The organism is Natroniella sp. ANB-PHB2 (assembly GCF_046097105.1).
Classification (GTDB): Bacteria; Bacillota; Halanaerobiia; order Halobacteroidales; family Halobacteroidaceae; genus Natroniella.
The window spans coordinates 1,451,711-1,474,184 of sequence record NZ_CP175562.1 but is presented as its reverse complement, the minus strand read 5'-3'; the positions used below and the strand labels follow the sequence as shown (position 1 = coordinate 1,474,184).

Below are 22,474 nucleotides of genomic sequence, written 5' to 3'. Positions count from 1 at the left end.
AGGGTATGGAGGTGAAAAAGTGGCTAAGAAAAAAGATAAATTAGTAATTGTGGAATCACCTGCTAAAGCTAAAACAATTAGTAAGTTTTTAGGTTCAGGTTTTAAAGTTCAGGCTTCAATGGGACATGTAATTGATCTACCAAAGAGTCAATTAGGAGTTGAGCCTGAAGAAGATTTCAAGCCTAAATACATAACAATTAGAGGTAAAGGAAAGATACTTCAAAAGTTAAAAAGAGGTGCTAAAAAGAGCGAGGAAGTATTATTAGCAACCGATCCTGATAGAGAAGGTGAGGCAATCTCCTGGCATTTGGCCCGTGCTTTTGATATAGATGAATCAACAAAGTGTAGGATTGAATTTAATGAAATTACTAAAAAAGCAGTACAAAATGCTTTGAAAGAACCGCGTTTGATTGATGAAAATAGGGTTGATGCTCAACAGGCAAGAAGGGTACTTGATCGATTAGTAGGATATAAACTAAGCCCATTATTATGGAAAAAGGTAAGAAGAGGGTTGAGTGCTGGTCGAGTCCAGTCAGTAGCTGTTAAATTAGTTTGTCAAAAAGAAGAGAAAATTAAAGCTTTTGAACCTGAAGAGTATTGGACGGTTGATGTTGAAGTTAAAACTGAAAATGAAGATGAATTTAAAGCAAAATTATACAGGATTGATAATCAGAAATTTAAGTTACAAAATAAATCAGAGACTGAGCAAGTAGTAGAAGGGTTAAAAAAACAAGATTTAAAGATTAATAAAATTAAAGAAAGTAAAAGGAGACGATATCCTTCTGCACCCTTTACGACAAGTAGTTTGCAACAAAAGGCATCAACTAATCTTTACTTTAGTACTAAAAAGACGATGTATTTAGCGCAACAGTTATATGAAGGTGTTGAGCTAGGCTCTGAAGGGGCAGTAGGTTTAATTACTTATATGAGAACGGATTCTACTAGGGTTTCTAAAGAGGCTCAGAATGAACTGAGAGGATATATAGCTGATCAAATTGGAGAAAAGTATTTATCCAATAAACCTAAAGAATATAAGACTAAAAATAAAGCTCAAGATGCCCATGAAGCAATTAGACCGACATCAGTTTATAGAACTCCTAGTAAGATGAAAGAATATTTAAGTGAAGAAGAATATAAATTGTATAAATTAATTTGGGAAAGGTTTGTAGCTAGTCAGATGAGTGCTGCTGTTTATAAAACTTTAACAGTTGATATAACAGGGGGTGAGTATTGGTTAAGGGCCAAAGGTTCTCAAGAGTTATTCCCAGGCTTTTTAAAGGTTGATACTACTAGACAAAGCAAAAAGGATGAACTCTTACCTGAGCTAACAGAGGAAGAGAAGGTAGAGTTAAGTGAGATAAATCCTGACCAACACTTTACCAAACCGCCACCTCGTTATACTGAAGCTAAACTAGTCAAGACTTTAGAGGAGAAAGGGATTGGGCGTCCAAGCACCTATGCTCCAGTAGTTAGTACTATTCAAAAAAGAAATTATGTTGAAAAGGAAAATGGAAAATTCAAGCCAACTGAATTAGGAGAGTTGGTTAATAAATTACTAGTTGATCATTTCCCTAATGTGACTGATGTAGAATTTACAGCTCAGCTAGAAGAAGATTTAGATAAAGTTGAAGCCGGAGAAAGAAAATGGGTTGAAGTATTGGGAGAATTTTATGAACCATTTGCGGAAAGATTAGAATCTGCCTGGGATAATATGGAAAAAGTTGAACTGGAAGAGGAAGTCACTGATGAGGTATGTGAAAAATGTGGAAAGAATATGATCATTAAGCATGGGAGATATGGTAAGTTCTTAGCATGTCCAGGTTTTCCTGACTGTAAGAATACAAAACCTATTTTAGTAAAGATGGGTGTTAAGTGTCCGGAATGTAAAGATGGAGATGTTATTCAACGAAAGAGTAAGAAGGGAAGAGTCTTTTATGGGTGTAGTAACTATCCAGACTGTGAATTTATGACATGGAATAAACCGACCGAAGAAGAATGTCCAGATTGTGAAAAGTTTTTAGTAGAAAAGAAGACTAAAAAAGAAACAAAACATTATTGTATTAATTCAGAATGTGATTATGAAAAAATATTATAAATTGAATTAATCTTTTTTTCAATATAACTAATCTGAATTATTTTAAACTAAAAGGGTTTAAGAGGAGAAATTTAATTTAACTTATATAGTTAGGGGGATAAAATGTTTGAGGCGACAACGGTTATAGCAGTGAAAAGAGGAAGAAGTGTTGCTATTGGTGGAGATGGTCAGGTAACGATGAAACACACTGTAATGAAACATGGGGCTAATAAGGTTAGAAGAATTAATGATGATGTATTAGCCGGGTTTGCAGGAACGGCAGCTGATGCATTTACATTATTCGAAAAGTTTGAAGGGAAATTAGAAGAATTTCATGGTAATTTGAAAAGGGCGGCAGTAGAATTAGCTAAGGAGTGGAGAACAGATAAGATGTTAAGAAAATTAGAAGCTCTATTAGTTGTAGCTAATCAAAGTAATTTGTTAGTTATATCAGGAACGGGAGATGTTATTGAGCCAGATGATGGGATAACTGCTATTGGTTCTGGTGGTTCCTATGCTTTGGCTGCAGCCCGTTCTTTGGCTGAATTTACTGAGTTAACTGCTGCACAAATAGCTGAAAAATCTTTAGAGATAGCAGCAGATATTTGTATTTATACAAATGATCAAATTACAGTAGAAGAGATATAGGGGGGAGCATAATGGAGGAGTTTACTCCACGACAGGTAGTTAAAAGTTTAGATGAATATATAGTTGGTCAAAGTGATGCTAAAAAAGCAGTAGCAATAGCTATCAGAAATAGATATAGAAGAAAAAGGTTACCAGAAGAATTAAGAGAAGAGGTTGTTCCTAAAAATATTTTAATGATTGGGCCAACGGGTGTAGGAAAGACGGAGATAGCAAGGAGATTGGCTAAATTAGCTAAAGCACCGTTTATTAAAATTGAAGTAACTAAATTTACTGAAGTTGGTTATGTTGGGCGTGATGTAGAATCAATGATCAGAGATTTATTACAAACAGCAATTAGAATGGTTAAACAAGAGAGTGTTAAAGGAGTAGAGGATAAAGCAGAAGAGTTGGCTAAAGAAAGAATTTTAGATGTTTTATTTCCTCGTCCTAAAAAGAAAAATAATAACCTATTTAGTAATATGTTTAATAATTTTGCAGAAGAAGAAGAGACCACAGAAGATAATGAGCGGGAAGAAAGGTTTGAACGACATAGAGAAAAATTACGTCAGCAATTAGAAGCAGGAGAGTTAGAAGATAGAATAATTGAAATAGAAGTTGAAGAGAATAATTCGCAAATGGTTGAGATTTTTTCTGGGGCGGGGATAGAAGAGATGGGGGTTAACTTTCAAGATGTTTTTGGAAATATGTTCCCTAAGCAGAAGAAAAAAAGGAAGGTTACAGTTAAAGAAGCAAGAAGGGTATTGAAAGAGGATGAAGCACAAAAGTTAATTGATATGGATGAAGTCAGTCGAGAAGCTATTAAACGAGTAGAAGAATCAGGTATTATCTTCTTAGATGAGATTGATAAAATAGCTAAAGGAAAATCAAACTCTAATCCCGATGTTTCTAGAGAAGGAGTACAACGTGATATTTTACCAATTATAGAAGGATCAACAGTAATGACAAAGTATGGGCCAGTGAAGACAGATCACATATTGTTTATTGCTGCTGGAGCATTTCATGTCAGTAACCCTACTGATTTAATTCCAGAATTACAAGGAAGGATACCAATTAGAGTAGAGTTAAATAGTTTATCTAAAGATAATTTTAAAGAAATATTAACAGAGCCTCAAAATGCATTAACTAAACAGTATAGGGCTTTATTAGAAACTGAAGGGTTAGAGGTTGAATTTGTTGCTGGAGCAATTGATGAATTAGCAGAAATAGCTTTTAAAGTTAATGAACAGACTGAAAATATAGGAGCAAGAAGGCTGCATACTATTTTAGAAAAGCTATTGGAGGAGGTTTTATTCGAAGCTCCAGAGATTTCAGAGTCTAAGATAGTGATTGATAGAGATTATGTTAAGGATAAGCTTGAAAATATTGTAAAAGACAAGGATTTAAGTAAATATATCTTATAAGATTTGAAATAATAAAAAAATTGCTGTATAATCTAACTGGAAGGGGGAATTTTATGGAAGAATTACTGCAAAAAACTCGTAGAATAAATAGATTATTACAACGTTCTGCAGGACAAGCGGTTGATTTTAATGAAGTATCTAATGTACTAAGTAGGAGTATAGATTCTAATGTTTACTTAGTAGATGAAGAAGGAAAGATTTTAGGTTATGCTTTAATCAATAGATTTGAGTGTGATCTAATGATGGAAGAGGTTATTAAAAAAGAAGTATTTCCTACCGATTATAATGATTGGTTATTACAACATTATGATACTCAATCTAATTATGAACAACCAAGTGGAGTTTGTGTTTTTAAGAAGAAAGATTGTATTTCCATGGATAAATTAACTACAGTTGTACCAATCAACGGTGGCGGAGAACGGCTAGGAACTTTAATCTTAGCTCGATTTGGAGAAAAATTTGATAATGCCGATTTAATTTTAGCAGAATATGGTGCTACGGTAGTAGGGATGGAAATTTTAAGGCTGCGAAGTGAAAAACTGGAGAAGGAAACTAGAAAGAGGGCTGCTATACATATTGCTTTAGATACCTTATCTTATTCTGAATTAGAGGCTATTGAACATATCTTTGCTGAATTAGATGGAACTGAAGGATTATTAGTGGCTAGTAAAATTGCTGATAAGATAGGAATTACTCGTTCAGTAATTGTAAATGCATTACGTAAATTTGAGAGTGCTGGTGTAATTGAGTCTAAATCTTTAGGAATGAAAGGAACTTATATTAAGATTTTAAATGATTATTTATTAAAAGAGCTAGAAAAGATGAAGGTTTAGAGTAATAGTTAGAAAAATTGAAATCATAATAAATAAAATTTATAAATGGCGTTGGGATTAATCCCAACGCCATTTATAATATAGAAAAAGAAATTCTTTGAATTTTATAAAAAAGGAAATTTTAAGTATAATATAATTAAATTTGATCTTTTGTAAATTTATTATATAATTATTATAGAGTTTAAATATAGATTTTATGGTTGGGGTTTTAAAGTTTAGCTGATATAATGAAAATGTAGTCTATATTTTTATTTTGAAATTATTACCAGAGTAAAATCATATATTATTTTGCAGGATTTTTTATTTGAAAGGTGGAATAAATAAATATATGTGTAATTTTTATTAATTGTTATCATAGCACAAAGGGGGAACAAACTGGAATGTTTAATGATAAAAGCTTTGGAGTTTTAGAAAAGTCTCTAGATGGCTTGAATAAGAGGCATAAAATTATTTCTAATAATATAGCTAATGTCGATACACCAGGATATAAAAAGCAAAATGTATCATTTAAAGAGGAGATAGAAAAGGCTTTAGCCGGTAGAAGCAAATTAAATGTAACTAACAAAAGACATATTCCTTTAGGAAGTACTGATCTTAACTCAGTTAAGCCTCAAATACATACCGTGGAACAAACTAATGTAAGAAATGATAATAATAATGTTAATATAGACGCAGAAATGTCTAAGTTGGCCCAAAACACCTTAGAATATCAAGCTGTGTCACAAAAGATTGCAAGTCAATTTCAAAGGTTAGATTCAGTAATTCAAAAAGGAGGTAGATAACAGTGGGTTTATTTAATGGAATGAATATTAGTAGCTCAGGGTTGACAGCACAAAGAGTGCGAATGGATTTAGTTTCTAATAATATAGCTAATGTTAATACTACTAGAACAGAAGATGGAGGACCATACCGTCGTCAAGCACCTGTTTTTGCAGCTAGATTAAAAGATGAATTGGACAAATTTAATAATAATAGTCAAGTAGGAGAAGGGGTTAAAATTACAGAAATAGTTGAAAGTGATGAACCAGTCAGGTTGGAGTATAAACCAGAACATCCAGATGCTAATCAGGATGGTTATGTAGAAAAGCCAAATGTTAATATTGTTTCAGAGATGACGGATATGATTTCTGCTACTAGAGCTTATGAAGCCAATGTTACTGCTTTAGATTCAGCTAAGAGTATGTTTGAAAGTGCTCTGCGAATAGGATAATAGAAGAAGGAGGAGACTCATGGAGGTCAATAATATAGGTAAACAACAATTGTTAACTGGATTAGATCAAAATGATCAAGCTAATCAACCTGGTAAATCTTTTGGAATATTCTAAAGGGTTCATTATATAAAGTTAATAACCTACAACATGAAGCAGATCAAGCAGGAAAAGATTTGGCTTTAGGAAAAGTAGATAATGTTCATCAGGTGATGGCATCTGCTCAAAAAGCTAAGCTTTCTTTAGATTTAGCTTCATCGGTTACAAATAAAGCTGTTGAAGCTTATAAGGAAGTAATGAGGATACAGGTGTGAGATATTTAAGCAGTAAGATTGGGGTGTAAATATGGTTGAAAATATTTTAGAAACAAAAGAACAGATTCAGCAACTATTAAATAACCTTGATAAAAAAGCTAAGCTCCTAATTATTGCTTCTGCTTTGATCACAATTGTAGGTTTGTTGATTTTAGTTACTTGGGCTAGCAGACCGGAATATACCGTCTTATTTAGTGATTTAACTACTCAAGATGCAGCGACTATTGTTGATAGTTTAGATGAAAGAGGAGTTTCATACCAGCTTGAGGAACAAGGCAGAACTATTTTAGTTTCAGAGGAGGAAGTTCATAGGTTACGTTTGGATTTGTCTGGAGAAGAATTGCCAACTGGTGGAGTTGCTGGGTTTGAATTATTTGATCAAAACCAACTAGGTAGTACAGATTTTGATCAACAGGTCAATTACATTCGAGCTTTATCAGGAGAATTAAGCAGAACTATTAGGCAGATAAATAATGTAAACTTTGCTAGGGTTCAAATAACTCCTAGTGAAAGTAGTATTTATCGAGCCGAGGAAAAACCAGCTAAAGCTTCTGTATTATTAGGAGTTGATGCTGGACAGAAGTTATCTTCGGGAAATATTAAGTCAATTGCTAATTTAGTAGCTAGTAGTGTAGAAGGATTAAGTTCTGATAATGTTACTATTGTAGATAGTGCAGGTAATTTATTATCCGCACAATTAGAAGAAAAAGATCAATTTGAGTCGAATTACAAACAGTTTGAATTGCAAGATAGCTTAGAGCGTAGAATTGAAAGGGATTTAGATGTAATGTTGACTAAGGTTTTAGGAATGGACAACTTTGTAGTCAGAGTTAATACTGATTTGAATTTTGATCAGCATGAGATCGAAAGTAAAAGCTATGAACCGGTTGTAGGTGATAGTGGTATTGCTCGTAGTGAGCAGGTAAAAGAAGAGCGAGAAAGTGGAAGAAGTGCTGATCCAGAGGGAGTTCCTGGAACAACCTCAAACTTGCCAGAGTATGAAACAACGAGTGAACATGAAAGCGAAAGGGAAAATATTGAAAAAATAACTAATTATGAAATTAATGAAACGGTAGAAAGGTATGTTTCATCACCAGGAGCAGTAGAAAGAATGTCAGTTTCAGTAATTGTAAATCAAGAGATGGATCCTCAACTGGAAGAGAATATTAACCAAGCTGTAGCAGCAGCTGTAGGTTATGATGTTGATCGAGGTGATCAAATTTCAGTTACAGGTATGGAATTTGATGATAGTTTAGAGCAGATGAGACAAGAAGAATTAGCAGCAGAAGAAGCAAGAAGACAGAGAATATTATTATATTTACTTATAGGTGTAGGAATTTTAATTATTAGTTTATTAATTATTTTATATAAAAGAAGAGAGCAACCAGATAGTGCTACTGATGCAGAAGAAGTAGGGACAGAGCAGGAGATTGATTACTTAATTGATGAAGCCCAAGATGAATTTGCTGCTGCGAATTTAAGTGAAGGAGAAAAAGAAAGACAGCGTTTACAGCGAAATATTCGTAATTTAGTTAATGATCAACCAGAGGAGATAGCTGACTTGATTAGAAGTTGGTTAGCTGAAGAGTAAAGGGAGGTGAAATAATGTCTGAATTAACTGGAAGCGAAAAAGCAGCTATCTTACTTGTTTCTTTAGGGCCAGATACATCTGCTAAGGTCTTTGAGCATTTGGGTGATGATGAAATTGAAGATTTGACCTTGGAAATAGCAAACTTAGATAAGGTACCGACTGAAATTAAAGAAGATGTATTAGATGAGTTTCATCAAATGTGTGTAGCCTATGACTATATTAGCCATGGTGGAATGGATTATGCCCAAGAGGTATTAGAAAAGGCTTTAGGAGAGTCTAAAGCAAATAGTATCATTGAGCGGCTAACTGCATCATTACAGGTTAGACCTTTTGATGAATTGAGAAAGACTGACCCTAGCCAAATTTTAAATTTTATTCAAAATGAACACCCTCAGACAATTGCATTAATTTTGGCGTATCTTGATTCTGAACAGTCTGCTCAAATTATATCTTCATTGCCTCCTGCTAAACAGGCTGAAGTTGCCAAAAGGATAGCTAAGATGGAAAGGATTTCACCAGATGTGATTAAAGAAGTTGAGAGAGTATTAGAACAGAAGTTATCTTCTTTAATGACCAACGAGTATTCAACTGCTGGTGGAATAGATTCGATTGTTGATATTTTGAATTTAGCTGATCGTTCTACAGAAAAGACAATTCTGGATGATTTAGATAAAGAAAACCCAGAATTAGCTGAAAATATTAGGCAGAAGATGTTTGTATTTGAAGATATAACTTTATTAACTGATCGAGCTATTCAGTTAATATTGAGACAGATAGATACAGATAATGATCTGCCACTAGCTTTAAAAACCGCAAGTGATGAAGTTGCAAATAAGATATACAATAATTTATCAAAACGGGCATCTCAAATGTTACGCGAAGATATAGAACATTTAGGGCCAGTCAGAATTAGTGATGTTGAAGAGTCACAACAAAATATTGTTAATGAGATTAGAAGGTTAGAGGAAGAAGGAGAGATAGTTATTAATCGCGGTGGAAAGGATGAGGTAATTGTCTAATATTATCAAATCTTCTCAAGTTAAATCTGATAAAAAAAAACTAGATTAGTAGATACTTTTGTCAAGAAGGAAAAAAAAGAACAAATTCTTGCAGAAAAAAGAGAAGAGGTTAGTGTAGCTAAGGCTGAAGTTATTAAAGAAACAGATGATATTTTAGAAGAGGCTGAAATAAAAGCTGAAAAAATAATACAACAAGCTCAGCAAGAAGCTGAAGACTTAAAGAAGGAAATTCAACAAGAAGCTGAAATAGAGTTTGAGCAGAAATTTGAGCAAGCTAAAGAGGAAGGTTATCAACAAGGGCTTAAATTAGGTAAGCAAGAAGGAGTTAAACTGGGCCAACAACAGATAAGTGAAGAACTCAAAGCTTTAGTAGGGAATCTAAAAAAAGAGGTAGAGTTATATCAACAAGATTTAGCCAAACGATTACCACAACTAAAGGATAAATTATTTAGATTAGTAATTAAAATTAGTGAGAAAGTGATTGGTAAGCAGTTAGAGAGTAAGCCTGAGTTAATTAAGAAGTTTGTTGAAACTGGATTGGAGTATTTAGATTATGAAGAGCAGGTTAGAATTAAGGTTAATCCTAAAGATCTAGAAAGGTTAGCTCAGTATCAAAAAGAGTTGTTGAAAGCTAATAATGGTTTAGAAGAGGTTAAAGTTATTACTGATAAAAGTATCGAAATTGGTGGGTGTATTATTGAAACTGATTTTGGAGGGGTTGATTTGACTATTTCTTCTCAGTTGAAGGAAATAGAATCTAAATTATTGGAAGTGAGTCATAATGAGTGAAGAGTTGCTTAAATTAGATTCTTTAGTCAATACAATAGAAAATTTAACTTCGATTAAGCATTTTGGTAAAGTTAAGCGGGTGATAGGTTTAATTATTGAATCGGAAGGGCCAACTGTAAGGTTAGGTGAGGTCTGTCTGATCCAATCTAGTGTTGCTGATAAGAAAGTCAAGGCTGAAGTGGTAGGATTTAAGGAAAATAACATTTTATTGATGCCACTGGGAGATATGAGTGGGATTGGCCCGGATTGTAAAGTTTTTGCTACTGGAGAGTCACTGAAGGTTAAAGTAGGTGATTTTTTATTAGGAAAAGTACTGGATGGTTTGGGTAATCCAATGTCCAATTTTAAATTTCCTGATGCAGCAGCAAAATATTCAATTAATAATACACCGCCAAATCCATTAACTAGAACCAGAATTACAGAAAGTCTGTCAGTAGGGTTGAGAAGTATAGATGGTTTGTTGACCTGTGGAAAAGGACAGAGAATGGGAATTTTTGCTGGGAGTGGTGTGGGAAAGAGTACTTTGCTAGGAATGATTGCTCGTAACACATCAGCCGATATTAATGTGATTGCTTTAATTGGTGAGCGTGGTAGAGAAGTTAGAGACTTTATTGAACGTGACTTGGGAGAGGAAGGCTTGAAAAACTCCGTGGTAGTAGTAGCTACTTCAGATCAGCCAGCGTTGGTAAGATTGAAAGGGGCATTAGTAGCTACTACTATTGCTGAATATTTTAGAGATCAAGGTCAAGATGTGATGTTAATGATGGATTCGGTAACGAGATTTGCTATGGCTCAGCGTGAAGTAGGGTTAGCAGTGGGAGAACCTCCAGCAACGAAGGGGTACACCCCTTCTGTTTTTGCTTTGTTGCCTAAGTTAATGGAGCGAGCTGGAACGAATGAGCGAGGAACGATTACCGGTTTATATACTGTTTTGGTTGAAGGGGATGATATGAACGAACCAATAGCAGATGCTGTACGGGGGATTCTAGATGGTCATATTGTCTTATCTCGTGATTTGGCAGCCCAAAATCATTATCCAGCAATCGATATTTTAGAGAGTGTAAGCAGGGTGATGAATGAAATTGTTACCCAGGAGCATAGACAATCAGCTCAAAAGTTAAGAGAAGTACTGGCCACTTATGAAGAATCTAAGGATTTAGTCAATATTGGTGCTTATCAAGAAGGAAGTGATCCTGAGCTTGATTATGCATTGTCTAAATTAAAGCAGGTCAATAATTTTTTACGTCAAGATATCAATGAAGATAGTGATTACCAAAGGACAGTAGAAGAGCTAATTAATATCTTTGCTGAGGGGTGATTAACTAGATGAAAAAATTTTCTTTTGGATTACAATCTGTTTTGAATCTAAGAGAACAAGAAGAGACTTTAGTTCAAAAGGAATTGGCTAAATTACAGCATAAATACAATCAAGTTAAAAATAACTTGGACAGATATAAGACGAAGAAGCAGAATTGTCAGCAACAATTGGAAAGGGTTGAGGCAGAGGAGATTGATCTTTTTTCTGCTCTTAGAGCTCGGAATTATATTAAATATTTAACTGAAGAGATTGAAGAGCTGTTGTTACAACTAGAATACTGGGAAGATAAGATTGAGCAGTGTCGGATTCGATTGTTAGAGAAGGTTAAAGAAAAAAAGACATTGGTTAAATTAAAAGATCAACAGTATGAAGGTCATTTAGAAGAAGTTTTACAAGAAGAGCAGAAGATTAATGATGAATTAGCAATTAATTTATTTAACCACCAAGGAAGTAAAGGTTCTATTTTTTAAATTAGGAGGAGAAGCTGATGAAGAAGAAGATACTCCTAGCTTTAGTTATATTGGTCATCTTAGCAGGGTTTACTATTTTTTTATTAGATATGTTTGAAATTTATACTTTTGATCAAGTCAGAGCTGAGGGAATAGATTTATTAAATAATGTACCTGTAATTGGAAGTTACCTGACTGCTGAAGAAGAGGTTGAACGATTAGAAGAGCAATTAGCTGTTATTAACTCAGAACTAGCTGAAGTAGAGGAGCAAAATCGGCATTTGTATTTTGAATTAGAGGGAAAAGAAGAAGAAGTTGAACAACTAAATAAAACAATTGATAATTTAGAAGAGGAATTAGAAAGAGTGGGAATTGAGCGTGAAGATTATCAGGCTAGATTGAATCGTTTAGCAGAGGTTTATAGTCAGATGAATTCACAGCGAGCTGCTGACTTGTTGCCAGAGTTGGAGGTTAGATTAGCAACTGATATATTAAGTCAGATGGATGAAGAGATAGTAGCTGAGATCTTGGAGTTTATGCCTAACGCAGAAGCAGCTCAGTTTTCGACTTTATTATCAGAATAAAGAATTTAATATTTAATATTGAATAATTAAAAGCAATCAATAATCAAGGTCTTGAATTTAATTGCAATTATTTTTGAAAGGGGGTGAGAAGAAGATGCCGATGAATTTGTTAGATGTAATCAGTAGTGGAAATCATCAACCTCAAGCTAGGCAAGTACAAAGCTCTAATGTAAACAGAGATGATTTTTTATCAGCTCTACAAGATAATTCTAATAGGTTATCTGAAAGGAAGACTCCATCAAAGGAGGTTGAGGACAATAAAGTTGTCAAAAGTAAATCATCAAACAAAGAATCTGAATCCGTTAAAAATAAATCATCAAGCAAAGAACCTGAAGCCAAATCTGATGATACTAAACTTGACAGGCTACAAGAGTTGTTAGCAGGTGATTTAGAAGAGATTAGTGAAGAAGAGTTAGAGGAGATTTTGGCATTGTTAAGTGATTTAACTCAACTATTTAAAAGTGAGTTGTTAAACAACTTAGAGATTGAAGAGTTAGAAGTTGAAGAGCAACAAATAAAAGAAATAATTAATCGACTGGAGACAGAGCTTGATGGTCAGTCACTACAAGAGATTGATCATACTGATGATAATCAGAAATTATTGGAGTTAATCAAGCAGTTAGAGCTTGTTGAAGAGAAGTTGGCCCGTCAACAGCAGAATACGAAAGGGGAGCAACTTTTGAAACTATCCCAACAAGAACAAGAAGAGATGAAGAAACTAAAAGAGCTTGCTGCTCAGATGGATGGGAAAGTTTTAATGACAGAGGAATCAACTATTGATGCTGAACAATCATTATTTGCTCAAGATATGCTACATAAGACTAATTTAACCCAGGTGAGCAAGAAAGTTAAAGATGGAAGTATTGATAAAAAGGATGGAACTGGTCAATTGAATATGGAGTTGTTAGAGCAATTTGCTGGAAGTGAAGAAGAGCTAGGTAAGTTATTTCAGGATGGTTCAGCAGATTTGGACTTTTCTCAGCAAGAAATGCAAGAGTTTGATTTGCTTGAGCTTAATAATTTATTAGCTAATAATCAGCAGGTTGAAGGAAACCAGCAGGTAAACAATGTTGAATTTGGTCAACAGTTTAACTTAGAGAGTATATTAGGTCAGATCAGTGAAGAGTTTAAGTTGTTAGGAGCAAACAATAATCAAAACCAAGTGACTATTCAATTATATCCGGAGTCTTTAGGCCGATTGAATTTGCGGATAGGTCTAGAAGATGGAGTTGTTTCTGCGAGAATACTCTCTGAAAATGGTGAAGTAAAGGAGTTATTGGAAAATAATTTAGCTAAATTACGATCTGTTTTGTTACAAAGAGATTTAGAGGTAGGACAGATTGATGTTTTATCTGCTCAAGCAGGGGAGAATTATGCCGGAAGTTTTGCTGAACAAGGAGAGGATGGCTCCTTATTTGATCAGCAACAGGAGCAAGAAAGTAAGCGAGAGTTTGGTCTGGATATGGAGCAGATGACTGCCGAAGAAATTCTGGAGGAAATGCAACAGCAGACAAATGTTGAGTTGAATGGTGTAGACTATGTAGTATAAAGGAGGAGGAAGATGAGTTCAGTTGAAGGAGCTTCTACTAGTGGTAATGTTGATTTGACTGGCAAGACAGAATCTGCATCACAGGATTTAGGAAAGGATGAATTTTTGGAGTTGTTGGTTACTCAGCTTAAGCATCAAGATCCTTTAGACCCGATGGATGATAAGGAGTTTATTGCTCAAACGGCTCAATTTAGTGCTTTAGAGCAGATGCAGAATCTGAATAATACAATGTCTGGTTTTGTTGAAAGTCAGAGCAGAAAGCAAGAGTTGACTTATGCTAGTAGTTTTATAGATAAACAGGTTGAGATTGTTCAGACTGTTGAAGGTGAAGATGGAGATAAAGAGGAGTTGGCCCCGATTACTGGTAAGGTAGAAAAGGTAATCATCAGCCAAGATAAAGCCAGCCAGATTGTTGTTGATGGTCAAGAATATTCAATCGAAGATGTTCAGAAAGTATTAAGTGACGGTATTACTGGAGAAGAATCAGCGTTATTTTAGGAATTAGTGACAGTTAAATTTTTTTGAAGTTGTAGTTTAAGGTACTGACTTTAACTGTAAACTGTCAGCTAGAAAACGGAGGGTTGAGCATGACCAGAATATATTCTAATCAGCCTTTAGTCCCACCCCAAAAGAAGAAGTCTATTAAAGTAGAGCAAGGGGAAAATGATTTTAAGCAATTTTTACAGGATAAGCTGAAAAATAATAAAAAATTGAAATTCTCTAAGCATGCAGCTCAAAGATTAAAATCAAGAAAGATCGATTTTGATGGTCAAGAAATGCAGAAGTTAGAAGAGGCAGTTGCTAAAGCTAAAGCAAAAGGGGCTCAAGAATCATTGGTCTTGACTGACAATAATGCTTATATTGTCAGTGTTAAAAATGAGACGGTGATTACAGCGATGGATGAAGAGAGTAGTGAAGAGAATTTATTTACCGATATTGATAGTGCAATTGTGATGAAGTAGCTGGACCCGTTATGGGAGGCTATTGGCCGCTAACCGATAGAAGCGGCTATGTTTAGTGATGAGTTATGAGTGCCAAGTGATTAATGAGATCTGTGTCTGTAGTCTGTGTCTGTGTCAGTAAGAGTTCAAATTCAAAAGCAGGGTTAAATCCAAAGGTTAGATTCAGACTAGTAGGGGCAGACCTTGTGTTTGCCCAACTGAAAGAGAAATTTCAGTGTAAGGGTCGGTCTCTGTGCCGACCTAGGGTATCAGACTGGGTGATTAGTACACGACAGATGATAAAAGTAATTTTATGGTTGATAGTTATAAATGATAAATTAAGTTAAATCTTGTATAGATAAAATTATAATTCTATAGTGCAATTAAGTGTCAGTAAAAACTTATGTTGAAAAGGTTTAACTATTAATTAAGAAAATGGAGGGTTGTAAAATGTTACGATCAATGTTTGCAGGTGTTTCAGGGCTAGGAGCCCATATGGATAAAATGGATGTTATTAGTAATAATATCTCTAATGTGAATACGACCGGTTTTAAGTCGAGTCGGGCAACATTTCAGAGTATGCTAAGCCAGACGATGGAGGGTGCATCTGCTCCTCAAGATGGACGAGGAGGTACTAACCCTCAACAGGTTGGTCTTGGTGTTAGTTTAGGTAGTATCGATAAGAGTATGGAACAGGGCAGTCTAGAGTCAACAGGTCGAAATACCGATCTAGCAATCGAGGGTGATGGATTCTTCGTCGTTAATGATGGGACGTCCGATCTCTATACGAGAGCAGGAAATACTAACTTTGACAGAGACGGCTATCTCGTTAATTCGAGTAATGGCTATCGAATGCAGGGTTGGATGGCTGATGCGGATGAAAATATAGATAGCAACCAGCCATTAGAGGATATCAGTCTGCGTCAGTCGATGGATGCTAATGCAACAAGTGAAATTACTTATGATGGTAACTTGAGTGCTGATGTGCCTGGGATTAGTGATGAAGATGATTATGAATCTGCAGATGGCTTTAATCTTGATAATGAGACAACAAGAGATCAAATATTAGAATACTTAGTAACAGATAGCATACCCGTTGAGGACGATGAAGAGTTTGAAGCAGATTTTGCTCAGTTTGAAGAGTCTACTCGTTATACTTCAATTCAATCTTATGATTCACAAGGTAGGACGTATGATGTGAATGTAGCATTTACAAGAGTAGGAGAAGGAAATGGTGATGGTGGAGAATGGGAATGGAATATAGTCGATATCAAGGATGAGTTAGGGAATGTCTGGGTTCAAGATCTAGATGATGTTGAAGATATTGATATAGCAACTGCTTTAGATATAGATGAAGATAATGTTACTCAGTTAAATATAGGTGATGGAGAAGATGAGTATGTTGATGAAAATAGAGTGATTACTTTTGATGAAGATGGTAATTATGACTCAGGAAATAGTGAGATTCAACTAGATCCTGAGGGAGTAAATCCTTTACCAATTGATTTAAACTTTGAAGATATGAATCAATATGCAGGAGATTTTAGTGCTGATGTCGATTCTGTCAATGGTTATCAGGCTGGAGACTTAGATAGTTTCGATATCGATGGTTCAGGGACTATTACTGGTTACTATGATAATGGCCAACGCCAGACCTTGGCTCAAATAGCCACTGCTACCTTCAATAACCCATCTGGTCTTTCTGAAGAGGGGGATACAACCTTTAGAGAGTCTAACAACTCCGGGGTAGCCAATATCGGTGCTCCAGGTGCTGGTGGTCGAGGAACTATCAGTGGTGGAACGATCGAGATGTCAAATGTCGATATGTCCCGCGAGTTCACTGAAATGATTACTACTCAGCGTGGTTTCCAAGGTAACTCGAGAAGTATCACGACTGCTGATGAGTTGTTACAAGAGGTTGTCAATATGAAACGGTAATAAGAGTTAAAATATAGTTTGAGTTTAAGGTTTAAGTAGGGGCAGGTCCCCGTGCCTGCCCGTAAAATTAGATTAAACCCAGGGCGACTACGGGGAGTCGCCCCTACAAAAACATACGTTAATTGTCAATAAAAATAAAGTGCAGAAAGATTTAGATATCTGCTAGAGGTTGTTTATAGTAAACTTGAACTTTTAGCAAAGATGTTATTACATAAGTAAGGGGTGATAAAGATCATAAAATTGACAAGATTAAATGATTCAGAGATAGTTGTTAATGCTGAATTAGTCGAATCAATTGAAGCAACTCCTGATACTGTAATTACATTAACAACTAATCACCGTCTGATTGTTAAAGAAGATGTGGATGATATAATAGATATGATAATTAATTACAAGAGGAGGATTAGATTAAAACCAGAATGGGAATGAGGTGATAATCTTGGATTTAGCAACGATAGTAGGTTTAGTTTTAGGAGTTTCTCTAGTAGCTCTTGGAATGATATTAGAAGGAAATATTCTTATTTATGTAAGTCTTGTTTCAGCTTTGATTGTTGGTGGAGGTACACTGGGTGGGGTAATTCTTGCTTATTCTTTTAGACAATTAAAGAATGGAGTTGGAGCATTGAAGGTAGCTTTTTCAAAGCAACAGGAGGAACCAAGAGATATAATTTCTGTCTTGGTTAGCTTTGCTGAAAAAGCAAGAAGAGAAGGGTTGCTTGCTTTAGAGGATGAAGCTTATCAATTAGATGATGAATTTTTGAAGAAAGGGATCCAATTGGTAGTAGATGGGACAGACCCTCAGTTAGTCAGAAATATATTAGAGACTGAATTAGATTTTTTAGAACAGCGACATGCTATTAATCGAGGTGTTTTTGAGAAAGCTGGAGAGTTATCACCTGCTTTTGGGATGATTGGAACATTGATTGGTCTGATTGGGATGTTAAGTCATTTAGATGATCCTGATGCCATTGGCCCGGGGATGGCTACAGCTTTAATTACGACTTTATATGGTGCTTTAATTGCCAATCTAGTCTTTATTCCATTGGCTGAAAAGTTAAGAGTAAAGAGTGAAGAAGAGATTTTAGTTAGAGAGGTAATGATTGAAGGAATCTTATCAATTCAAGCAGGAGAGAATCCTCGTATTGTAGAAGAAAAATTAAAAGCCTTTTTAGCTCCTAAATCTCGTAATCAGCTTGATGAAGAGCAAGAGACTGAAGGAGGGGCGGTGGGGAGAAATGCCGCGACGTAAACGGGGTCAAGATAAAAAAGACAGTAGTGATGGTTGGTTAACAACTTATGGTGATATGATGACTCTGTTATTAGCTTTTTTTGTTCTGTTATATTCTTTTGCTGAGGTTGATGTTCAAAAATTCGAGATGGCAATTCAGGGTTTTCAAGGAAGTTTAGGAATCATGGATGGTGGTCGTACAATTTCTAGAAGTGAATTGATAGAAGCAGGGATGATTACTGAAGAATTAGGAGCAGAGCAGATGAGTGACTTTTATGAGCAAATTGCAAGTTTTATTGCAGAAGAAGGTTTAGAAGATGATATTAGATTAGAGATTACAGATAGAGGTTTGACTATTCACTTTACTGGAAAAGTCTTATTTCCTTTAGGAGAGGCAGAGATCAGAGAAAGTGCTTATGATATTTTAGAAAGAATAGCTGGTTTTATGAAGACGATTCCTAATGATGTGGCGGTAGAAGGACATACAGATAATTTACCGATCAGTAATTCTAGATTTCCTTCTAATTGGGAACTTTCGACAACAAGGGCAACCAATGTAGTTAGATACTTTATTGAGGAGCAGAAGATAACTCCAGAAAGATTATTTGCTGCAGGATATTCTAAATATAAACCTATAAAAGCTAATGATACGCCAGAGAATAGAGAATTAAATCGTAGAGTAGATATTATTATTTTGAGGGCTGATGATGAGGAGACTAATGGGGGGATATAACTAATGAGCGAGGAAAAAGGTGGTTTAAATTATAGTTTGATTTTAGGAATGTTGATAGCAGTAGTATTGGCTAGTGGAATATCTTATTTTATGATCGTTAATCTGGGAGGTTTTAACCAGGGTGAAGAGAATAAGGTAAGTACTACTGCTCGAGAATTAGGGCCAATTACTGAAATAGGTGAATTCTTAGTTAACCTTGATGAAGGAAGAAGGTTTATTAGAGTAAATATTACTGTTGAAGTTGATGATTCTGATGCTGCTGAAGAGATAGATAGACGTAGGCCGCAGGTTAGAGATACAATTATCTCTATTTTAAGAAGAAAAGAGCAGCAAGAGGTAACTTCAGATCAAGGAGCAATGCAATTAAGAAGTGAGATTATGGAAAGTATAAATGAAAAATTATTAGAAGGGAAGGTCACTAATGTCTTCTTTACCGAATTTGTGATCCAATAAAGGAGGGATAAAAGTGTCTGATGAGGTTCTATCTCAAGAGGAGATAGACGAATTGATCAAAGCAAAGGCAGAGGAAGAATAATAGGCTTAATTATAGATTTTAGCGATTGTTAATTCTGTTTTTTAATTAAGTAGGGGGTAGATTCATGTCATCAAATAGAGTTTTATCCCAAAATGAAATTGATTCATTATTGGATGCTGTATCATCTGGAAAAGTAGAAGCAGATGAATTGAAAAGAGAAGAAGAAGAGGTAGTAGAAGTCTATGATTTCAAACATCCTAACAAATTATCTAAAGATCAGTTAAGAACTTTAAGGATGATTTATGAAGGTTTTTGCCGATTACTAACTACTTCAATTTCTACGCAATTAAGAACGATGGTCAAGTCTGAATTAACATCAATTGAACAGTTATCTTATGATGAATTTATTCGTTCTTTACCACAGCCTACAATTATGTCAGTCTGTGATTTTTATCCTCTTCATGGAGAGTTTATTATTGAGATGAACCCCAAGATAGCATATACTATTGTTGAGAGGCTCTTTGGAGGAGAAGGTGGTTCTTTAGATAGGAGTAGAGAGTTTACTGATATTGAAGAGGTAGTATTAAAGAAGATAAATAAACGGATTCTAAATAATTTTAGTGAAGCGTGGGAAAATGTGGTTGACTTAAGGCCGCGTCTTAAAGAGTTAGAATCGAATCCACAATTTACTCAAATTGTTCCTAGTAATGATATGGTGATTTTAGCTACTATAGAAACAGTAATTGGAGATGTCGAGGGATTAATTAATATCTGTATCCCTTATATAGTTTTAGAGCCAATTGTCTCTAAGTTGAGTGCTCAATATTGGTTTTCAACATCAAGGCAAGGTTCTACTACTGAAACTTTAGAGAAGCTAAAGAAGAGATTAGGAAAAGCTAAATTGCCAGTGATAGCTGAACTAGGAAGAGCAAGTATTACTGTTGGCCAGTTGTTGGAATTGAATGAAGGAGATGTTATTAAGTTAGATAGCAAAATAGAAAATGATTTAAAGGTACATGTCAGTAAACGCAGAAAATTTGAGGCAAAACCGGGTAGGAAAGGTAGCAACTTAGCCGTTGAAATTGTTTCGACACTAGATGATCAAGATGAGTGGGAGGAGGAAGACGATGAGTGATGAAATGTTATCTCAAGATGAAATTAGTGCGCTATTAGAAGAAAATAATGTAAATGATACTATACAAGAACAAACTGATAAAGAGTTATTAAGTCCATTAGAGAAAGATGCAATTGGAGAAGTTGCTAATATATCGATGGGCTCTGCTGCTACAGCTTTATATGGTCTATTAGACCAAAAAGTAGAGATTACAGCTCCTGAAGTATCATTAAATACAGTTAATCGACTAGTCGAGGGTTATGTTAGACCATGTGTTTTAGTTGATGTTCAATATGTAGAAGGGTTGCAAGGGAGTAATCAATTAATTGTTGAAACAGAAGATGCTGCTATTATTGCTGATCTAATGATGGGAGGAGATGGTACAGATCCTCCAGGTGAATTAAGTGAGTTGCATATCAGTGCTGTAGGTGAAGCAATGAATCAGATGATGGGTTCTGCTGCTACATCGATGTCCGATTTTTTTGAGGGAAATAAGATTAATATTTCTCCTCCAAATGCTGAATTATTAGAATTAAGTAGTGATGATGTTGAATTGGAAGATATCTCAGGAAATGATGATATTGTTCAGGTAGCATTTGATATGCATATTGGCGATTTGATAGATAGTCAAATTATCCAAATAATGACTATGGATTTTGCTAAACAGCTAGTAAAGGGCTTAATGGGTGATGTTCAAGAGGAGGAAGAGGTTGAAGAATCCAAGCCACAACAGTCGCAACAACCACAACCTCAAAAGCAATCAAGGCAACAACCCCAACAACAACGAAATCAAACTCAAATGAGGAGTCAATCCCAACAGAGACAGCAACCTTCAACAATGAGTCCTCAACCAGATGTTGAGGTCGAAGGCGTTGAGTTTGAGCAATTAGGAGGACAATTGGCTAGTGATTTAACTAATGATATTAGCTTAATTTATGATGTTCCGTTGGAATTGACTGTTAGATTAGGGAAAACTAGAATGTCAATTAAAGAAATACTTGATTTAGGTCCTGGTTCTGTAATTGAGTTGGATAGGTTAGCAGGAGAAGCAGTTGATCTATTGGTTAATGGGAAATTAATTGCTAAAGGTGAGGTAGTTGTGATTGATGAAAACTTCGGATTTAGAGTTACAGATATAGTTAGTGCTGAAGAGAGATTGAAGAAATTATAAATTAAGGATTGATATTATGTCCTATGGGTTAGAAATTATCAAAGTATTAATTACATTAGTAGCTATTTTAGGATTATTTTTTTTAATAATTAAGTTTTTACAAGGGAAGAAAGGATTATTAAATCAGACCGATCAGATTAAGGTGTTAGAGCGTTGTTATTTAAATAGCAATCAAACGTTATATTTAATTAAGGTAGTTGATCAAGTTTGGTTAGTTTCTGGTACTAAAGATAATTTAGAATTTATTAAAGAAGTTGATCTAGCTGTTGATTCTTTAGTTATTGAGAAAGAGGTCGGACTATTAAATCTTTTCAAGAAGGGTAAGGATGGATTTAATGAGAAGTAAGTATTTAATAATTATTATATTAGTTTTGCTGGGATTAGTCTTAGTACAGAGTAGTGCTTTAGCAGTTGCTGAATTCAATTTACCGAATTTAGATGTTCAGATTGGGGAAGGTGGAGAAGGACCCCAGGATTTGGCGACTTCATTACAGATTCTGATATTACTAACGGTATTAACCTTAGCACCGGCAATTTTGATTTTGTTGACATCATTTACCAGGATTATTGTAGTTTTATCTTTACTACGTCGGGGATTAGCAACGCAGACTATGCCTCCTAATCAAGTTTTGATAGGCTTGGCAATCTTTTTGACAATTTATATAATGTCACCTGTCTGGGGCCAAATCAATCAAGAAGCTGTACAACCTTATTTAGAGGAAGAGATTGAACAGGTCGTAGCTTTAGAGAATACTTTAGATCCATTACGGGAGTTTATGTTTAGCAATACTCGAGAGAAGGATATTGCTTTATTTATTAATATGTCAGAATTAGAACGACCTAATAATCAAGAGGATGTACCAACTTTTATTTTGATACCAGCATTTATAACGAGTGAATTGAGGACAGCTTTTCAGATCGGGTTTATTATCTATATTCCTTTTATAGTAATTGATATGATTGTAGCCAGTGTTTTAATGTCAATGGGGATGATGATGTTACCACCAGTTATGATTTCTCTACCTTTTAAAGTGCTATTATTTGTATTGGTCGATGGGTGGTATTTAGTAATTAAATCTTTAGTTGAGACTTTTTAAT

At 34.9% G+C, this 22,474-nt stretch carries 25 protein-coding genes; all 25 read left to right on the top strand.

Features of this window, described 5'->3' with window-relative positions; genetic code table 11:
• Positions 1-19: 19 nt before the first annotated feature.
• The 25 genes from topA to fliP all read left to right on the top strand — a co-directional run bounded on the left by topA (position 20) and on the right by fliP (position 22,473).
• Positions 20-2,095, top strand: a complete 2,076-nt coding sequence (gene topA / locus ACKF5P_RS07310) for a type I DNA topoisomerase (RefSeq protein WP_408954558.1) — start codon at positions 20-22, stop codon at positions 2,093-2,095.
• A 102-nt stretch (positions 2,096-2,197) separates the two neighbouring features.
• Complete coding sequence (hslV, locus tag ACKF5P_RS07305) at positions 2,198-2,722, top strand: ATP-dependent protease subunit HslV (RefSeq protein WP_408954557.1); 525 nt, start codon at positions 2,198-2,200, stop codon at positions 2,720-2,722.
• Positions 2,723-2,733: 11 nt separating this feature from the next.
• On the top strand, positions 2,734-4,122 hold the full coding sequence (hslU, locus tag ACKF5P_RS07300) for an ATP-dependent protease ATPase subunit HslU (protein ID WP_408954556.1): 1,389 nt from the start codon (positions 2,734-2,736) through the stop codon (positions 4,120-4,122).
• 53 nt (positions 4,123-4,175) lie between these two features.
• Positions 4,176-4,955 carry a GTP-sensing pleiotropic transcriptional regulator CodY gene (gene codY, locus ACKF5P_RS07295; RefSeq protein WP_408954555.1) on the top strand — a complete coding sequence of 260 codons (780 nt, stop codon included), beginning with the start codon at positions 4,176-4,178 and terminating at the stop codon, positions 4,953-4,955.
• A gap of 380 nt (positions 4,956-5,335) precedes the next feature.
• Positions 5,336-5,737, top strand: coding sequence for a flagellar basal body rod protein FlgB (gene flgB / locus ACKF5P_RS07290; protein WP_408954554.1), 402 nt, complete (start codon positions 5,336-5,338; stop codon positions 5,735-5,737).
• A gap of 2 nt (positions 5,738-5,739) precedes the next feature.
• Positions 5,740-6,165, top strand: a complete 426-nt coding sequence (flgC, locus tag ACKF5P_RS07285; RefSeq protein WP_408954553.1) for a flagellar basal body rod protein FlgC — start codon at positions 5,740-5,742, stop codon at positions 6,163-6,165.
• Positions 6,166-6,261: 96 nt separating this feature from the next.
• Positions 6,262-6,477, top strand: coding sequence for a flagellar hook-basal body complex protein FliE (fliE, locus tag ACKF5P_RS07280; RefSeq protein WP_408956640.1), 216 nt, complete (start codon positions 6,262-6,264; stop codon positions 6,475-6,477).
• Between the two features lie 31 nt (positions 6,478-6,508).
• Positions 6,509-8,068 (top strand): flagellar basal-body MS-ring/collar protein FliF, encoded by a 1,560-nt coding sequence (gene fliF / locus ACKF5P_RS07275; RefSeq protein WP_408954552.1) that lies wholly within the window; start codon positions 6,509-6,511, stop codon positions 8,066-8,068.
• A 14-nt stretch (positions 8,069-8,082) separates the two neighbouring features.
• Positions 8,083-9,087, top strand: a complete 1,005-nt coding sequence (fliG, locus tag ACKF5P_RS07270; RefSeq protein WP_408954551.1) for a flagellar motor switch protein FliG — start codon at positions 8,083-8,085, stop codon at positions 9,085-9,087.
• An 84-nt stretch (positions 9,088-9,171) separates the two neighbouring features.
• Positions 9,172-9,876 carry a FliH/SctL family protein gene (locus ACKF5P_RS07265; RefSeq protein ID WP_408956639.1) on the top strand — a complete coding sequence of 235 codons (705 nt, stop codon included), beginning with the start codon at positions 9,172-9,174 and terminating at the stop codon, positions 9,874-9,876.
• Positions 9,869-11,194, top strand: coding sequence for a flagellar protein export ATPase FliI (fliI, locus tag ACKF5P_RS07260; RefSeq protein ID WP_408954550.1), 1,326 nt, complete (start codon positions 9,869-9,871; stop codon positions 11,192-11,194). The genes ACKF5P_RS07265 and fliI overlap by 8 nt, the downstream gene beginning before the upstream one ends.
• An 8-nt stretch (positions 11,195-11,202) precedes the next feature.
• Positions 11,203-11,664, top strand: coding sequence for a flagellar export protein FliJ (fliJ, locus tag ACKF5P_RS07255; protein ID WP_408954549.1), 462 nt, complete (start codon positions 11,203-11,205; stop codon positions 11,662-11,664).
• A gap of 17 nt (positions 11,665-11,681) precedes the next feature.
• Complete coding sequence (locus ACKF5P_RS07250; RefSeq protein ID WP_408954548.1) at positions 11,682-12,227, top strand: magnesium transporter MgtE N-terminal domain-containing protein; 546 nt, start codon at positions 11,682-11,684, stop codon at positions 12,225-12,227.
• Between the two features lie 94 nt (positions 12,228-12,321).
• Complete coding sequence (locus tag ACKF5P_RS07245) at positions 12,322-13,776, top strand: flagellar hook-length control protein FliK (protein ID WP_408954547.1); 1,455 nt, start codon at positions 12,322-12,324, stop codon at positions 13,774-13,776.
• Between the two features lie 12 nt (positions 13,777-13,788).
• Positions 13,789-14,274: a flagellar hook assembly protein FlgD gene (gene flgD / locus ACKF5P_RS07240; RefSeq protein ID WP_408954546.1), complete on the top strand. Its 486-nt coding sequence runs from the start codon at positions 13,789-13,791 to the stop codon at positions 14,272-14,274.
• A gap of 89 nt (positions 14,275-14,363) precedes the next feature.
• Positions 14,364-14,738 carry a TIGR02530 family flagellar biosynthesis protein gene (locus ACKF5P_RS07235; protein WP_408954545.1) on the top strand — a complete coding sequence of 125 codons (375 nt, stop codon included), beginning with the start codon at positions 14,364-14,366 and terminating at the stop codon, positions 14,736-14,738.
• Between the two features lie 429 nt (positions 14,739-15,167).
• Complete coding sequence (gene flgF, locus ACKF5P_RS07230) at positions 15,168-16,655, top strand: flagellar basal-body rod protein FlgF (RefSeq protein ID WP_408954544.1); 1,488 nt, start codon at positions 15,168-15,170, stop codon at positions 16,653-16,655.
• Between the two features lie 231 nt (positions 16,656-16,886).
• Positions 16,887-17,084: a flagellar FlbD family protein gene (locus ACKF5P_RS07225; protein ID WP_408956638.1), complete on the top strand. Its 198-nt coding sequence runs from the start codon at positions 16,887-16,889 to the stop codon at positions 17,082-17,084.
• Positions 17,085-17,094: 10 nt separating this feature from the next.
• Positions 17,095-17,904: a motility protein A gene (locus tag ACKF5P_RS07220; protein ID WP_408956637.1), complete on the top strand. Its 810-nt coding sequence runs from the start codon at positions 17,095-17,097 to the stop codon at positions 17,902-17,904.
• On the top strand, positions 17,891-18,616 hold the full coding sequence (locus tag ACKF5P_RS07215; RefSeq protein ID WP_408954543.1) for a flagellar motor protein MotB: 726 nt from the start codon (positions 17,891-17,893) through the stop codon (positions 18,614-18,616). The genes ACKF5P_RS07220 and ACKF5P_RS07215 overlap by 14 nt, the downstream gene beginning before the upstream one ends.
• 3 nt (positions 18,617-18,619) lie before the next feature.
• Positions 18,620-19,069, top strand: coding sequence for a flagellar basal body-associated protein FliL (fliL, locus tag ACKF5P_RS07210; RefSeq protein WP_408954542.1), 450 nt, complete (start codon positions 18,620-18,622; stop codon positions 19,067-19,069).
• 146 nt (positions 19,070-19,215) lie between these two features.
• Entirely contained in the window at positions 19,216-20,226 is a 1,011-nt protein-coding gene (gene fliM, locus ACKF5P_RS07205) for a flagellar motor switch protein FliM (RefSeq protein WP_408954541.1), read from the top strand.
• Complete coding sequence (fliY, locus tag ACKF5P_RS07200; RefSeq protein WP_408954540.1) at positions 20,219-21,376, top strand: flagellar motor switch phosphatase FliY; 1,158 nt, start codon at positions 20,219-20,221, stop codon at positions 21,374-21,376. The genes fliM and fliY overlap by 8 nt, the downstream gene beginning before the upstream one ends.
• Before the next feature lie 16 nt (positions 21,377-21,392).
• Positions 21,393-21,722, top strand: coding sequence for a flagellar biosynthetic protein FliO (locus ACKF5P_RS07195; RefSeq protein ID WP_408954539.1), 330 nt, complete (start codon positions 21,393-21,395; stop codon positions 21,720-21,722).
• On the top strand, positions 21,712-22,473 hold the full coding sequence (gene fliP, locus ACKF5P_RS07190; protein WP_408956636.1) for a flagellar type III secretion system pore protein FliP: 762 nt from the start codon (positions 21,712-21,714) through the stop codon (positions 22,471-22,473). Before ACKF5P_RS07195 ends, fliP begins: the two co-directional genes overlap by 11 nt.
• Position 22,474: the final 1 nt, after the last annotated feature.